Origin of the sequence: Methanoculleus caldifontis (assembly GCF_032842345.1) — an archaeon.
Lineage (GTDB): Archaea > Halobacteriota > Methanomicrobia > Methanomicrobiales > Methanoculleaceae > Methanoculleus > Methanoculleus caldifontis.
Genome location: NZ_WBKO01000001.1, coordinates 235,146 through 249,425, shown reverse-complemented (window position 1 = coordinate 249,425; position 14,280 = coordinate 235,146). Strand labels below are relative to the sequence as shown.

General features: G+C 66.0%; 13 protein-coding genes. 8 read left to right on the top strand and 5 right to left on the bottom strand.

Annotation, left to right across the window (positions count from 1 at the left end; translation table 11 throughout):
* Window positions 1-72 precede the first annotated feature (72 nt).
* Together F8E02_RS01275 and F8E02_RS01270 are read left to right on the top strand one after the other, a co-directional pair.
* Window positions 73-963 carry a CPBP family intramembrane glutamic endopeptidase gene (locus F8E02_RS01275; RefSeq protein ID WP_317063627.1) on the top strand — a complete coding sequence of 297 codons (891 nt, stop codon included), beginning with the start codon at window positions 73-75 and terminating at the stop codon, window positions 961-963.
* 85 nt (window positions 964-1,048) lie between these two features.
* On the top strand, window positions 1,049-2,707 hold the full coding sequence (locus F8E02_RS01270; protein WP_317063626.1) for a S41 family peptidase: 1,659 nt from the start codon (window positions 1,049-1,051) through the stop codon (window positions 2,705-2,707).
* Window positions 2,708-2,891: 184 nt separating this feature from the next.
* Here F8E02_RS01270 and F8E02_RS01265 read toward each other — a convergent pair whose 3' ends face one another.
* A complete protein-coding gene (locus F8E02_RS01265) occupies window positions 2,892-5,309 on the bottom strand; it encodes a CDC48 family AAA ATPase (RefSeq protein WP_317063625.1) in 2,418 nt (805 codons plus the stop codon).
* Between the two features lie 46 nt (window positions 5,310-5,355).
* On the opposite strand from F8E02_RS01265, the gene larC reads away from it, so the two are divergent.
* Window positions 5,356-6,549, top strand: a complete 1,194-nt coding sequence (gene larC / locus F8E02_RS01260; protein ID WP_317063624.1) for a nickel pincer cofactor biosynthesis protein LarC — start codon at window positions 5,356-5,358, stop codon at window positions 6,547-6,549.
* Window positions 6,546-7,226, top strand: a complete 681-nt coding sequence (radB, locus tag F8E02_RS01255) for a DNA repair and recombination protein RadB (protein WP_317063623.1) — start codon at window positions 6,546-6,548, stop codon at window positions 7,224-7,226. The genes larC and radB overlap by 4 nt, the downstream gene beginning before the upstream one ends.
* On the opposite strand, the gene dapF is transcribed toward radB, so the two are convergent.
* From dapF to F8E02_RS01235, 4 genes are all read right to left on the bottom strand, one after another.
* Window positions 7,213-8,031 (bottom strand): diaminopimelate epimerase, encoded by an 819-nt coding sequence (gene dapF / locus F8E02_RS01250; RefSeq protein WP_317063622.1) that lies wholly within the window; start codon window positions 8,029-8,031, stop codon window positions 7,213-7,215. The genes radB and dapF overlap by 14 nt on opposite strands.
* A 140-nt stretch (window positions 8,032-8,171) precedes the next feature.
* A complete protein-coding gene (locus F8E02_RS01245; protein WP_317063621.1) occupies window positions 8,172-8,444 on the bottom strand; it encodes a type II toxin-antitoxin system RelE family toxin in 273 nt (90 codons plus the stop codon).
* Entirely contained in the window at window positions 8,441-8,674 is a 234-nt protein-coding gene (locus F8E02_RS01240) for a DUF7557 family protein (RefSeq protein WP_317063620.1), read from the bottom strand. The genes F8E02_RS01245 and F8E02_RS01240 overlap by 4 nt, the downstream gene beginning before the upstream one ends.
* Window positions 8,675-8,778: 104 nt before the next feature.
* The gene (locus F8E02_RS01235; RefSeq protein ID WP_317063619.1) at window positions 8,779-9,708 is read right to left on the bottom strand and encodes a ribose 1,5-bisphosphate isomerase; all 930 of its coding nucleotides are present in this window, start codon (window positions 9,706-9,708) and stop codon (window positions 8,779-8,781) included.
* Between the two features lie 56 nt (window positions 9,709-9,764).
* Between F8E02_RS01235 and F8E02_RS01230 the strand changes: the two genes are divergently transcribed.
* Genes F8E02_RS01230 through F8E02_RS01215 form a run of 4 tightly spaced genes read left to right on the top strand, consistent with a single transcriptional unit; the run spans window position 9,765 to window position 14,277 of the window.
* Window positions 9,765-10,637, top strand: coding sequence for an HAD family hydrolase (locus tag F8E02_RS01230; RefSeq protein WP_317063618.1), 873 nt, complete (start codon window positions 9,765-9,767; stop codon window positions 10,635-10,637).
* Window positions 10,638-10,655: 18 nt separating this feature from the next.
* The gene (atwA, locus tag F8E02_RS01225; protein WP_317063617.1) at window positions 10,656-12,269 is read left to right on the top strand and encodes a methyl coenzyme M reductase system, component A2; all 1,614 of its coding nucleotides are present in this window, start codon (window positions 10,656-10,658) and stop codon (window positions 12,267-12,269) included.
* Window positions 12,270-12,274: 5 nt separating this feature from the next.
* Complete coding sequence (gene mmp3, locus F8E02_RS01220) at window positions 12,275-13,804, top strand: methyl-coenzyme M reductase-associated protein Mmp3 (RefSeq protein ID WP_317063616.1); 1,530 nt, start codon at window positions 12,275-12,277, stop codon at window positions 13,802-13,804.
* Complete coding sequence (locus tag F8E02_RS01215; RefSeq protein WP_317063615.1) at window positions 13,804-14,277, top strand: methanogenesis marker 6 protein; 474 nt, start codon at window positions 13,804-13,806, stop codon at window positions 14,275-14,277. The genes mmp3 and F8E02_RS01215 overlap by 1 nt, the downstream gene beginning before the upstream one ends.
* Window positions 14,278-14,280: the final 3 nt, after the last annotated feature.

The following is a 14,280-nucleotide window of genomic DNA, read 5'->3' as shown; positions in this document are numbered from 1 at the left end:
TGCCCGCGAACGCGCACACCGGACGGGAACAAAACCTGCAGGTATATTGCCCCGCACGTGAGACGGTGATTCATGAGATCCCCCGCTCCTGGGCACCCTTACGACCCCCGCTCTCCGTCGACGGCGCGACGGGAAGTCATCGTCTTTCTGGTGCTTGCGTTTGCCCTGAGCAGTATCGGCTGGCTCTTTACGACCCGGAGCACGGCGGTGGAGGCGCTTCTCCTCTCCACCGTCTTCACGATGTGGTGTCCGGGCATCGCCGCCGTCGTAACGCGGCTCTACTTCCAGCGTAACCCGGGGGGATTCGGGTTCCGGGTGGGAGAGGGCCGGTGGCTGGCGGTCGCAGCCTTCCTCCCCATCCTCGTCGGCCTCCTGATATTCGGCCCGGTCTGGGCGACCGGGATCGGGTCGTTTAATCATGAGGGGGCTGCAATGGTCTTCAGCACGGGATTCATCCCGGTCTTTCTCGTCTCGATCGTCTTCAGCCTCTTCGCTGCCGCAGGAGAGGAGATCGGGTGGCGCGGGCTCCTCGTCCCGGAGATGGCGAAGTTCATGGGGTTTACGAAACTCGCTCTCCTCTCCAGCGCCATCTGGGCCGTGTGGCACTTCCCCCTGATCGTCTTCTCCACCTACCACGGGGCGGGCCCGCTCTGGTACTCGCTCGCGGTCTTCGTCCCGTCGGTCATGGGCGCAGGGATCATCCTTGCCTGGCTCCGTCTCCGGTCGGGGAGCATTCTTCCGGCCGTCCTCTTCCACGGGTTCTGGAACTACTTCATCCAGCAGTTCTACCCGCTCCTCACGATGGAGACCCCGGAGTCGGTGATGATCACCGGGGAGTTCGGGTGGGCGGCCGCGGCGGTCTACATCCTCCTTGCTCTGGTCTGCTGGCATTTCCGGGGAATTGTCGAGTCAATAGGGGCGGGATCGCCCTCCGCGGCCGGCAGGGAACCGTTGCAGTCCTGACGGGGAAGAGGTGCCGGGCTGCACCTCCCGGAAGGAAACGCAAAGGCCAAATTCCGCCGGAGAAGATGAATCACTGAGAAATATCATGTTTACCGAACCTTTGAGCCGGACGGTGGCCGGGATGACCGTCCTCTTCCTGCTCCTCATTCTCGTGGCGCCGGCATCCGCTGGCCTCTACACCGACTCGTGCGGGATGGTATGGGCGGACGCCTCCATCCCGTTCGAGCGAAACAACGAGACGGCCTACGACGAGGAGATGATGGCGTCTTACGCGCCCATCATAGCCAACCTGACGGAAGAGGTCCCCGACTTCAGCAATATGTCCTGGAGCGACGCCTTCCGCGAGACGTGCGCCTACATGGAAGAGCGTTACGCCTTCACGGAGTGGCGCGGCGTCGACTGGGGCGGGCTGTATGCGAGATATGCGCCGGAGATCGCGGAGGCCGAGAGGAACCGGGATAACGCCTCCTACTACCGGACGCTCCGCGAGTTCGCCTACGCCATTCCCGACGGGCACGTCATGGCCGCCGCCCGCGATGATTTCGGGGCGAAGTATGCCGATATCGGCGGTGGCTACGGGCTCGCCGTCGCAGGGCTCGACTCCGGCAGGGTCATCGTGGCCTACGTCGCAGACGGGAGCGATGCGGAGCGGGCGGGGATCCGGTTCGGCGACGAGGTGGTCTCCTGGAACGGCCGGCCGGTCGGGGAGGCGATCAACGCGACCTCGATCATCTGGGCCCCGGTCAAGCCCTCGACCGCCGAGGGCTTCCTCCTCCACAGGCTGCGGTTCCTGACCCGGGCGCCGGTCGGGACCAACGCGACCGTCGGGATTGCCGGCCCGGCGGACTCGGCCCCCCGCACGATCAACCTGACCGCGGCGGACGACGGCTACGACACGCTCACCCGGACGAGCATCTTCCTCGGCCGCGAGGTAAACGACATCGGGGCCGGATCGTCGGCCGATCGCAGGGCGATGATCACGAACGATACCGTGACCTACCGGACCCTGCCGGGAGGCATCGCCTACATCGCCGTCTACGAAGAGTTTTATGACGTCTACCAGCCCTTCAGGGCGGCGGTGAAGGACGCGATCGCGAAAGGTGCGCCCGGTGTCGTCGTCGATCTCCGGTACAATATGGGCGGGGACGACAACCTGGCCGCCGCTTTTGCCGGGTGGTTCGTGAACCGATCGGTCTTCTACGAGTACGGGACCACCTACGACCCCGGGACCGGGGAGTTCCCGGTCCTCTGGGAGTCCTGGACGGAGCCCCGGCCCGACCGCTACACGGGCCCGGTCGCCCTCCTCGTCAGCCCCTACACCATCAGCTCGGGCGAGGGGCTCCCGAAGGTCTTTGCCGAGTCCGGGACGGGCGCGATCGTCTCGTGGTACGGGACGAACGGGGCGTTCGGCATGGAGTCGATGGGGCCGGTGCTCCCCCTCGGTATCCTGACCGCCTTCCCGACGGGCTCGTCGCTCGATGAGAGTGGGAGTATTCAGGTGGACAGCAACGCGTCCCTGCTCGGCGGGGTCGCCCCGACGGTCCGGGTGCCGCTCGACGAGGAGACCCTGGCGCGGGCGATGGCCGGGGAGGACGTCCAGCTCTCGTATGCGGTCGACTGGATATGGACGCAGGCGGAGAGCACGACCGCGGAGCCTTCGGCGGTGCCGACCCGGGCGGCGGCCGGGTGGGTAGTGCCGCTCGCGGCGCTTATGGGCCTCGCGGTCTGGTTCGGCCGGCGGTGAGGGTTAGAAGGAATCCTCACGCGAAGCCGCGAAATGCGCGAAGTCCGGGACCTGTCACCTGTAACCCCTTTCGCGGCTTCGCGGCTTCGCGTGAGCCTTTGCGTGAGATTACTCCGGGCCGGAAGAGGCGGGATGGTTCCCGTATAAAAAAGAGTTCTCCGGGGAAACTCCCCGGAATATCCGCTTACTGGTACTCCAGCGGCTGGACTTCCTTCGGCAGCCCGCCCTTGAAGTGCTGCTGCACCTTCCCGTAGTACTGCCGCAGCCGCTCGTTCATCGTCGCGTGCACCTTCTCCTTGGCCCGGTCGAAGTGCGTCTGGTTCACGACCGCGACGCCCTCCCGCATCGCGAGCATGGCCGCCTCGCGGCAGAGCGCCTCGAGGTCCGACCCGACGAATCCCTCGGTCTCGGCCGCGATCGTGCTCATGAGCCGGTCCCGTGCGGGGTCGTCGAGGGTCATCTTCTGCTGGCCGAGGAGGTCGACGATCCTCTTCCTCCGGAGGTAGCGGGGGAGGCCCTCGCCGCCGTCCGTCGCGACCGCGGCACGCTGCTGCCTCACGTCCTCGACGCTCACACGGCGGTTGGCCCCGACACTGAGGATCATGTCCTCGATCCCGGTCTCTGTGAGCCCTTCGGTCATCGCCACGAGTTCCTCCATCGTGGAGCCCTCGAGCGGCATATACCGCGTGTGGATGGAGAGGATCCTCTCACGGTCCATCCGGCCGGGCTCGCCGATGTAGACGAGCCGGTCGAACCGGCCGGGCCGGAGAAGCGCCGGGTCGACCATATCCGGCCGGTTGGTCGCTCCCATCACCACGACGCCCCTGAGTTCCTCAAGCCCGTCGATCTCGGTCAGGATCTGGTTTAAGACGCTCTCGATGACGTGCGACTCGGACCCGCCGCCGCGAGCGGTGGCAAGCGCGTCCAGTTCATCGAAGAAGATGATGGACGGCGCCACCTGCCGGGCCTTCTTGAAGACCTCGCGGACCGCCCGCTCGCTCTCGCCGACCCACTTGGAGAGGAGCTGGGGACCCTTGACCGGCACGAAGTTCGCCCCGGTCTCGGTTGCGACCGCCTTCGCGATCAGGGTCTTGCCTGTTCCCGGCGGACCATAGAGGAGGACGCCCTTCGGGGGCTGGATGCCGAGGTCCTCGAACCGGTCCCGCTGGGTGAGCGGGTACTCCACCGCCTCGCGGATGTCCTGCTTCGCATCCTCAAGGCCGCCCACGTCTCCCCAGGTGGTGTGGGGCACCTCGAGCAGGATCTCCCGCATGGCGCTCGGCCCCACGTCGCGGAGGGCGTCGCGGAAGTCCTTGCCCTGGACCTCCATCTTGTCGAGGATCTCGGGGGGGATCTCCTCGGCCTCGAGGTCGATCTCGGGGAGGTAGCGCCGCAGCGCCTTGATCGCCGCCTCGCGGGCGAGGGCGGCAAGGTCGGCCCCGACGAACCCGTGGGTCTGCTGGGCTATCGAGGCGATATCCACGTCGACCGCGAGCGGCATCCCGCGGGTGTGGATGTGGAGCACCTGGACCCGGTCGTCCTCCGGCGGGACCCCGATCTCGATCTCCCGGTCGAACCGGCCCGGTCGCCTGAGGGCGGGGTCGATCGCGTCGAGCCGGTTCGTGGCCCCGATCACCACGACCTGCCCCCGCTCCTCGAGCCCGTCCATCATCGTCAGGAGCTGGGCCACCACCCGCCGCTCGACCTCCCCGGTCACCTCTTCGCGCCGGGGGGCGATCGAGTCGAGCTCGTCGATGAAGATGATCGCCGGCGCATGCTGCCGTGCGTCCTCAAAGACCTCGCGGAGCCGCTGCTCGGACTCGCCGTAGTACTTCGAGATCACTTCGGGTCCCGCGATCGAGATGAAGTGGGCCCCGCTCTCGCTCGCGACCGCCTTTGCGATCAGGGTCTTTCCCGTCCCCGGCGGGCCGTAGAGGAGGACGCCCTTCGGCGGCTCGATACCGAGCGTCCGGAAGATCTCCGGGTGGCGCATGGGGAGCTCGATCGTCTCGCGGACACGCTGCAGTTCGCCCTTCAGGCCGCCGATGTCCTCGTAGCTGATCCTCTTGACACCCTCGAATCCTGCTGCCGGCTTCTCGGAGAACTCGACCTTCGTGTTCTTCGTGATGATCACGGCGTTCTCCGGCTCGACCACCACCGCCTTGAACGCGACGAGCTGGGGCTGCATGAACGGGAGCCCCGCCTGGATCGGCACGGAGTCGTTCTTCACCACGGGAAAGTCGATCAGCTTGTTGACGACGCTGCTGTAATTGATGGGCAGCTGCTTGGGGAGGTCTTCGGGGGGGGCAAGCACGACCCTTTTTGCCTCGACCTCCTCGTCCAGCGTCTTGATCTTCACCCGGTCCCCGATGCTGGCACCGGTGTTGAGCCGGGTAAAATTATCGATGCGGACCTTACCCTGGTGCCAGTCGTTCACCATGGCACGCCAGACCTTGGCCACGGTGCGACGTTTGCCTTCGATAGCCACCAGATCCCCGGGGCTGAGCCTGAGCTGCAGCATGGTGTCAGGGTCAAGCCGTGCCTTGCCTGCTCCCTGATCCTCCGGATAAGCGCTATCTACCTTCAAGTATATCTCGGGCATTACCTCTAGTTCTTATATTCCGGGGATTTATAAGTACTGGAGGCGCATGAACACACTTCTCTTCGACCCGTTCAACGGTGCCGCAGGCGACATGATCATCGGTTCTCTCCTCGATCTGGGGGCCGATGAAGGTCTTGTGCGGGCAGCGATGCGTTCGGTCGTCGGCGAGCCGACGATAGAGCGGGTGGACCGCTCCGGGATCCGGGCAGTCCGGGTGAGAGCGCATGCCCCGGTCGAGCACCGCACCCTCGAGGAGGTGCTCGACCGGGTGGCCGGGAGCGATGCACCCGCCCCGGCACGGGAGATGGCCCGGCGGGTCTTTCTCCGGATACACCGGGCCGAGGAGAGCATCCACGGGCCGGGGGCCCACTTCCACGAGGTGGGTGCGGACGACGCCGTCGCCGACGTGGTGGGGGCCTGCACCGCCCTTCACGCCCTCGGCGTCGGGGGGGTCGCCGTCCACCCGGTCGCTCTCGGGAGGGGATTCGCGGTCGGTGCCCACGGCACCTTCCCCATACCGGCCCCGGCGACCGTGGCGATCCTTGCAGCATCGGACCTCCGGACGGTTCCCGGCAACGAGGAGCGGGAGCTCTGCACCCCGACGGGGGCGGCGCTCCTCGCAGAGTTCTCGACGGTCCGGCCCGAAGACCTCGGCCCGGCGACCATCCGGGCAGTCGGCTACGGGGCCGGGAGCCGCGACCCGCCGGGACGGCCGAACGTCCTCCGCTCGATGCTCGTTGCGACGGAGGAGCGGGGCCACGGCGACCGCATCGACATCCTCGAGACGAACGTCGACGACGTCACCGGGGAGGCCCTCGCCTACACGATCGGCCGCCTGATGGAGGAGGGGGCACGGGACGCAAGCGCCATTCCGGTGGTGATGAAGAAGGGGCGGAGCGGCCACCTCGTCCGGGTAATCTGCCGGCCCGACGCGACTGACAATCTTATAGGCGTGATGGCCGCCGAGCTCGGCACGCTCGGGATCCGCTGCATCCCGATGGTCCACCGGGCCGTAGCCGAGCGGACGATCGAGCCGGTCACGGTGACCCTCCGGGGCCGGGAACTGACGATCGACGTCAAATGCGGCTGGTGCGGTGGGAAGATCGCCTCCTTCAAGGCGGAGTACGAGCAGGCGGCGGCCTCTGCCCGCGACCTCGGTGTCCCCCTCAGGGAGGTCACCGGGGCGGTCGAAGCGGCTGCACGCCGGATCTTCATCGAGCGGGGTGTGCTCGAACCATGAAGCAGGACAGGGTCAGCACGGGAAATCCGGCCCTCGACGACCTGCTGGGCGGCGGGCTCGAGCGGCGGACGATCACCCAGATCTACGGTGAGCCCGCGAGCGGCAAGAGCACCTTCTGCCAGATGGCGGCGGTCGCCTCCCTCCGGGCAGGGAACTCGGTCGTCTACATCGACACCGAGGGCTTCTCGGTCGAGCGGTTCACCCAGGTCGCCGGGGGGCGTGCCGCGGAGTTCGCCGACCGGCTCTACCTCTTCGAGCCGCTCGACTTCGCCCAGCAGGGGACGATGCTCGCCGACGCGGAGGGGCTGCTCAGGAAGCGGGACGGCAATCCCGTCGATCTGGTCGTGATGGACTCGGCGACCGCCCTCTACCGGACCGAGCTCGATCTCGGCCGTGAGGCGCTGCGGCGGCTCTCGCACCACATGATCAAGCTCCTCGGCCTCGCGAAGAAGTACGACATCCCGGCCCTGATCACGAACCAGATCTACATGGACGTGGAGCGGGACCGGGTGGCGGGGCTCGGCGGGACGGCGCTCGAACACCTCTCAAAGGCCATCATCAGGCTCGAAAAGAAGGACGGCGGTGTCCGGCGGGCGATGCTCCGGAAGCACCGGTCCCGGCCGGAAGGCCTCTCGTTCGATTTTGTGATCACCGAGGACGGGATCAGAACAGTATAACGCCGCCAAAGACCGTCTCGGCGGGGCCTTCCATCGTGACGGCCTCGCTGATGCGGATGACGAGCGGGCCGCCTTTCGTCTCGACCCTCACCGCGTCCCCTGTTTTGCCGAGGTGATGGGCGACCGCGGCGGACGCGGTCGCGCCGGTGCCGCAGCTGAAGGTCTCGTCCTCGACGCCGCGCTCGAACGTCCGTATCCGGAGCGTGCCGTCGCCGGCCTCTTCGACGAAGTTGACGTTCGCACCCTCGGGGAATGAGGGGTGGTTCCGGATGGCCGGGCCGACGACGGCGATATCGACGGCGCCGATCTCTTTGACGAAGACGACCGCGTGGGGGACACCGGTGTTTGCGGCGTAGACGGTGAAACCGCGGATCTCTTCCTTGTACTCGCCGTTCCCGGTTGCCGGGATGCCGCTCCGCTCGAATTTCGGTTCTGGCATCGTGATCGTCGCGGTGAACTCGTCCTCCGCGTAGCCCATCGTCACGGAGACGATCCCGGCCCCGGTCTCGACCGAGCAGGACTCCTTGACGTAGCCGGCGTCGTAGGCGTACTTCGCGAGGCACCTGATGCCGTTCCCGCACATATCGGCCTCGCTCTCGTCGGGCTGCAAAAGCCGCATCCGGACGTCCGCCGTCTCGGATGCCTGGAGGAAGAGGACGCCGTCGGCGCCGATGCCGAACCGGCGGTCGCAGTAGATTGCCGCGAATCCTCCCTTCATCTCCTCGGGGATGGCTTCCTGTTCGAATTCGTCAATCAGAATAAAGTCGTTGCCGTTTCCCTGCAGTTTGGTGAACGCGATCTCCATGGTGTAGCCTCTCGCTCGTAGGTATTGGGAGCGGCGGGTGATAAACCGTGGGGGTTTGGGGTGGGGGATTCGGTTCTTCCATGCGGTCACCGGTCTTCCCGGCAGGGAATGATCGTGCTCTCCGACGGTTCCACCCACGTTCAGAACCTCCGGTACACCTTGCTCCGGTGTCCGACCGCGATAACATGGATCACCAGGAGGTCGTCTATGATCGAGAGGATCGCCCGGTAATCCCCGATCCGGAGCGAATAGAACGGGGGGTTGCTCGCTCCCTTCAATCGTTTGAGATGCTTCTTCGGCTCGGTCTCGCCGGCGAGTGATACAATCTCTTCGCCTATCTTGACTGCTATAGGTCTTGGAATGCTCCTGAGATCGTGACGGGCCGCTGCTGTGATGACCACACGGTAGGTCATTCCTCCTTCAGCTCCGCCATGACCTCCTCTAAGGTGTAGACTCGTCCGGCCCTGAGATCCTCAAGCGATTCCTCGATTCGCCGGATCGTCTCTTCGCTGAGCGGCTCTTCGTCGATCGCTATCTCGACCAGACGCTCGATCACTTCGTTGTACGACTCCCGGGGATGGACCTTCAGGGCGTTGAGCCGGTCCCTGAGTTCTACGTCGATCTTGATGGTGGTGCTTGCCATACTGAGGTATACTCGGGTTTACCTGATGAAGGTTTGCGTGGGTGTGTGCGGTTTCCTGCAAGGGATGTCCAGGGTATCGGAGATCGTTGCCAGGGATGGCCCCTTCACCGCAGTTCCTCGATCTTCCACCCCAGGTAATCCCTTATCACCGTGAACGCGAGCCCCGGCGGGATCGCCCCCTGCTCGGTGACGATCAGGTCGATGTACTCCGCGGGCGTCACGTCGAAGGCCGGGTTCCTGACCCGCACGAAGGGGAGCCTCTCCGCCTCCTCGCGGGGGAGCACCTCGTAGGGGTCCCGCTCCTCGATCTCGATCAGTTCGCCGAGGATCGTCCTCGGAGCAAACTTATAGGTCTCGGCCGCGACGATGACGTTCGTCCGGGCCTCGTGCGCGGCATGGGCGATCTGGGCGGTCCCGATCTTGTTCACCACCGCCCCGTTCACCGCGATCGCGTCGGCGCCGACGAAGACGAGGTCGACGTCGTTGATGAAGTAGCGGACGGCGGAATCGATGATGTAGTTCGTCTTGATCCCGGCGTCGTTCAGTGCCCTGATCGTGACGAGGCCCTGGCCGCGAGGGCGCACTTCCGTCGCGTAGACCTCAAGTTCCTTCCCCTGCCGGTGGGCCTCGAGGATGCACGAGAGCGCCGCCTCGGAGTTGCAGTGGGTCATCAGGACGTCGCCGTCGGAGATGTGGCGTGCCCCGATCGCCGCTATCCTCCCTATCGCGTGCTCGGACTCCTCCACGAACGCCGCCGCCTGCCGGACGACCGCGCTCCGCCCGGCCTCGACGGACTCAAACGAGTCCAGAGCCCGCATCACGTAGCGCACCGCGTTCGGGAGCGAGACGGCCGTCGGCCGGGTCCCGGTGAGCGTATCTGCCGCGTTCCGCATCTCACGCCGGAAGACGTCGGGGTCGGACGTATCGAGCGTTCCGGCGTAATCGGCCAGCGCAAGGGCGGCCGCCCGGGCGATCCTGCCGGCGCCCCGGATCTCCATACTCTTTATGCGTTCTGCCGTCTCACTCAGTACCATAAGTCTTCATTGAAGAGACGACCAGAAACTACATAGACCTGTTGGCGTGGGCTCGAATGTCGGTTGCCGTTGTTTTTGACAGTGCGGGCACGCTTCTTAGGACCTACCGCGTAGCACGCGATCTCCTCCACGACGAGATGCTGATCGAGGTCGAGACCACGACGCTCACCTTCGGCGACGAGGCGAGGGTGCTCGTCGTCCTCCACCTCCACTCCCGCGACGTCATCGAGGCGCCGGAGGGCCAGCTCCTCTCGAAGTTCCTCGTCGAGCGGTCGGTGGGTTTTGGGGTGGCCTGTTCCCGGCGGGTCATCCCCGCCGAGGAGGTCGGTGCCCTCCTCTACTCGGAAGGACATGCCCGGATCGCCGACCTCCAGGCCTGCATCCGCGAGGTCTGGCGGTGCTGCAGGCGGGAGTCGATCGTCACCATGAACAGCGGCGTGATCCTGAACATGGACCTCTCCTGCATCGAGTTCGCGGTGACGACCGGCGGGAGGCCGTTCGACGGCGCACGAGAGGCGATCAGCGAACTGCACCGGCTCGGCGTCCCCGCCTACATAGCCTCCGGCGACCGGGTGGCGAAGCTCGAGCGGATGGGCGACTACCTCGGCATCCCCCGGGAGCGGGTCTACGGCGTTGCCACGCCCTCGATGAAGGCCCGGATCGTCGAAGACCTCCAGGAGCAGTACGACAGAGTCGTCATGGTCGGCGACGCCATCAACGACCTCAACGCCTTCCGGAAGGCGGATCTCGCAGTGCTGACCGAGCAGCAGTCCGACCGGAAACCCGAGATCCTCTATACCAGCGTCGACCGCGTGATCCGGAACGTCAGCGAGGTGCCCGGCATCGTGGAGGAACTCCTCAACGGCACCGAGGCGCCCGGAAAGAAATGCAACAATATAAACTCTAATATGATACCACGAGAAGACTAGTTTAGCGAGGAGCTCAATATGACCCCACTCATCACGGTAAAGGACCTCTGTATGGAGTTCAACGGGACCGTTGTACTCAAAGGCATCAACTTCGAGGTGGCGGAGGGAGAGACTGTCGGCATTATCGGGAGAAGCGGGGCCGGCAAGACTGTTCTCATGCATCTCATGCGGGGTGTGGACCAGCCCCCGACACGGGGATCGATCGTCTACCACGTCGCTGCCTGCGACCGATGCGAATACATCGGTGTCCCGAGCGAGGTGGGGAAGCCGTGCCCTGCGTGCGGCGGCGAACTCAAGCCCGTGGACGTCGACTTCTGGACGGAGGAGAGCGAGGGGATGAAACGGCGGATCATGCGCAGGACCGCGATCATGTTCCAGCGGACGTTCGCCCTCTACGGCGACGACCGGGTGATCGAGAACATCCTCCGGGCGCTCGACGACATCGGCTACCCCCCGGAGAGGGCGGTCAGCAGGGCCGCGGACCTCATCGACCAGGTCAGGCTCTCCCACCGGATGATGCACATCGCCCGCGACCTCTCCGGCGGCGAGAAGCAGCGGGTGGTGCTCGCCCGGCAGCTCGCGAAGAACCCGTTCATGCTGTATGCCGACGAACCGACCGGGACGCTCGACCCGGAGACCGCCACCCTCGTCCACCGGATGCTCATCGAGAGCGCCGAGCAGAACGATATGGCGATGGTGATCACGTCCCACTTCTCAAACGTCATCAAAGACGTCGTGGACCGGGCCATCCTCCTTGAGAACGGGGAGATCAAGTGTATCGGCGCCCCCGAGGAGATCATCGGCCGGTTCATGGAGAACTACAGCGATGCCGAGCAGCACGAGGTCACGGAGGTCGGCGAGAAGATCCTGGTCGCCCGGGACGTCGTCAAACGCTACCTCTCGGTCGACAGGGGCGTGGTCCGGGCGGTCAACGGCGTCTCCTACGACGTTGGCGAGAAGGAGATCTTCGGGATCATCGGCAAGAGCGGTGCGGGGAAGACGACCCTCTCAAGGATCATCTCCGGGATCCTCGAGCCCACCAGCGGCGAGATGAACATCCGGATCGGCGAGGACTGGATCGATATGACCAAACCCGGCATCGAGAACCGGGGGCGTGCGAAGGGCTACATCGGCCTCCTCCACCAGGAGTACGACCTCTACCCGCACCGGACGGTGCTCGACAATCTCACCGACGCGATAGGCCTTGAGTTCCCGAAAGAACTCGCGATGCGAAAGGCGATCATCACCCTCGGGATGGCAGGGTTCACCCCCGAGAAGAGCAAGGAGATCCTGGAGCGGTATCCGGGCCAGCTCTCCGAGGGCGAGAAGCACCGGGTGGCGCTCGCCCAGGTCCTCATCCGCGAGCCCCTGCTGATCGTCCTCGACGAGCCGACCGGGACGATGGACCCCATCACGAAGATCGACGTGAAACACTCGATCCTCCACGCCCGCGAGGAGATGGACGAGACCTTTATCGTGGTCTCTCACGACATGGAGTTCGTGCGCGACATCTGCGACAGGGTTGCCCTCATGCGGGGGGGCAAGATCATCAAGATGGGGCCGACGGAAGAGGTGCTCGCTCACCTCACCGAGGAAGAACGAAAGGTGATGGGAGGCGGCGGCGCCTCCTGAGGTGAATGATGGAGATCCACCTGGACGGAAAGCGTGTTGAGGTTCCAGCGGGTTCCCGGCTGGGGGATCTCCTCCCGGAGTGGGACTTCCGGTTCAGTGTCGCCGTCATCCGGCCGGCGCTCGAGGAGGATGCGGCGGAGTCGCAGGAGGTCAGGTTCGTCACCACGGCCGGCGAGTTCGTCGTCGAGGTGGCGGATCCGGCGTTCACCGCCCGGCTCCTCCGGCCCGGGCTTGCCGACCGGCTCAACCTCCACTGGCAGGACCGCTACGCCGCCGCTCTCGGCCCGTTCGAGTCGAACATCCGGCCGGCACGGGCACCGGGGCGGTACGAGCGCGGCGACGTCGTCCTCGGCTGCGGGGGCTACGACCCCGCTCAATCCTACCTGATCTTCGCCCGCATGAGGCATACCGCCGACTACGGCGCCCCGGCGGACGGCGGCGTCATCGGCAGGGTCGTGACCGGCCGGGGTTTGCTCGACCGTCTCGGCGAGGGCGACCGGGTCACGGGGCTCGAGCGGATCCTCCGCCGTGCCGACCGTTCTCACGCGACCATCACCCGCGACGCGGAACTGCCGCTCGAGGACGGGATGCAGGTCGTCACGTTCGTGGAGGCGGAGGTCCAGGGCGCCGGGGAGGACGGGTTCGATACCCGGACCGCCCGGAGCGTCGAGCACTTCCTCCTCTCCGTCCAGGGCGGCCGGTTCCGGGTGGGCCGCTCGAGCAGCACCCATATCCTCGACCCGCACCTGGTCCCGACGAAAGTCCCCCCGGAGTTCTCCGGGCCCCGGCTCGAGGGGACCGTCACGGTCAGGACCGCCGGGAAGTCGACGGGAGCCGTCTACATCTACACGCAGGGGGTCTCGGCAAGCCCGGTGCATACCGTCGTCGGGAAGGTCGTCCACGGCCTCGAACTCGTCCGGTTCGCCGGGGAGGGGGACCTCCTCGCCATCCGGGCGAAGCCGGAGCAGTTCGACCTCGTCGGCCTCAGCCTTGCGGAGGCGGGGGAGGTCGCCGCCCGGCGCGGGATCGCTTTTGCCGCGGACGGGGATGAGGGCGACCGCGTGGTGGTCGGCCAGACCCCGGCGACGACCCTCGAGGTCCTCGCCGCGGGAGCGGTCCGGGTCGCGACGGAGCCGTCCGGGTCCGTCGTCAGCATCACCCTCGACGAGGCCGCCGCGCCCCGGTCGGTCACTATCTTCCGCGAGGTGACCGGGCTCAAGCACCACGCCGTCGGGAAGATGCCGCTCGCCTTCCAGTTCGAGGACGTCTTCCTCTTCAAGCCTAAGATCGCGAAGGGCGTCGGGATAATCCCGGAGAACACCCCGACAGGCGAGGTCCCGGCCTACACCCTCGCGATGACGAACGACTCCCGGCGGGGTGCCGGCATGGTCGGCATCCGGACGACGCCGAACGCCGAGTTCGGCCCGACCTCCGAGCCGCTTACAGGGACGAACGTCATCGGGAAGGTCCTCGATGCCGGAGACCTCCCGAAAATGCGCGAGGGAGCGACGATATACGTGCGAGAGGTGAAGTGATGGCTGATTATACCCCCGACTACGTCGGCACGGTGACCAAATACGTCTTCGTCGAGTCGCCGACGATGACCGCGGGCGAGCTCGCCCTCAGAGCATACGAGGCCTCCGAAGGCGTCCTGATCAAAGAGACCTGTTTCGGGCTCCAGGTGACCGGCGAACCGGAGGCCGTCGAGAAACTCATCGAGGAGATCCGGACCTTCGACCCCGTCCACATCTTCGTCAAGGACCGGGGGTTCCCTCCGGGCGACCCGAGACGCTGCCGGGCGAACCTCGGCGGGGCGAGGCCGGGCTACCTCGGCCATGAACGGGAGTTCCGGGTCCTCCGCTACATCACCCGCGGCCTCGAGGAACTCGACCGGCGGGGCGAGGAGCCTGAGGAGCCGGAGAAGCCGGCGGTGCCGCCTGCACGCGGGAAGAGACCGCTACTCGATATCAAACGACTGCAAGAACTGATAGAGACAGAGGAGTCCTGAACA

What these genes read in the sequence shown, in the direction of transcription:
- F8E02_RS01275 (WP_317063627.1), top strand. Translation starts at nt 73, where the DNA reads ATGAGATCCCCCGCTCCTGGGCACCCTTACGACCCCCGCTCTCCGTCG.
- F8E02_RS01265 (WP_317063625.1), bottom strand. Translation starts at nt 5,309, where the DNA reads ATGCCCGAGATATACTTGAAGGTAGATAGCGCTTATCCGGAGGATCAG.
- dapF (WP_317063622.1), bottom strand. Translation starts at nt 8,031, where the DNA reads ATGGAGATCGCGTTCACCAAACTGCAGGGAAACGGCAACGACTTTATT.
- F8E02_RS01215 (WP_317063615.1), top strand. Translation starts at nt 13,804, where the DNA reads ATGGCTGATTATACCCCCGACTACGTCGGCACGGTGACCAAATACGTC.
- F8E02_RS01230 (WP_317063618.1), top strand. Translation starts at nt 9,765, where the DNA reads ATGTCGGTTGCCGTTGTTTTTGACAGTGCGGGCACGCTTCTTAGGACC.
- F8E02_RS01270 (WP_317063626.1), top strand. Translation starts at nt 1,049, where the DNA reads ATGTTTACCGAACCTTTGAGCCGGACGGTGGCCGGGATGACCGTCCTC.
- mmp3 (WP_317063616.1), top strand. Translation starts at nt 12,275, where the DNA reads ATGATGGAGATCCACCTGGACGGAAAGCGTGTTGAGGTTCCAGCGGGT.
- F8E02_RS01240 (WP_317063620.1), bottom strand. Translation starts at nt 8,674, where the DNA reads ATGGCAAGCACCACCATCAAGATCGACGTAGAACTCAGGGACCGGCTC.
- larC (WP_317063624.1), top strand. Translation starts at nt 5,356, where the DNA reads ATGAACACACTTCTCTTCGACCCGTTCAACGGTGCCGCAGGCGACATG.
- F8E02_RS01235 (WP_317063619.1), bottom strand. Translation starts at nt 9,708, where the DNA reads ATGGTACTGAGTGAGACGGCAGAACGCATAAAGAGTATGGAGATCCGG.
- atwA (WP_317063617.1), top strand. Translation starts at nt 10,656, where the DNA reads ATGACCCCACTCATCACGGTAAAGGACCTCTGTATGGAGTTCAACGGG.
- radB (WP_317063623.1), top strand. Translation starts at nt 6,546, where the DNA reads ATGAAGCAGGACAGGGTCAGCACGGGAAATCCGGCCCTCGACGACCTG.
- F8E02_RS01245 (WP_317063621.1), bottom strand. Translation starts at nt 8,444, where the DNA reads ATGACCTACCGTGTGGTCATCACAGCAGCGGCCCGTCACGATCTCAGG.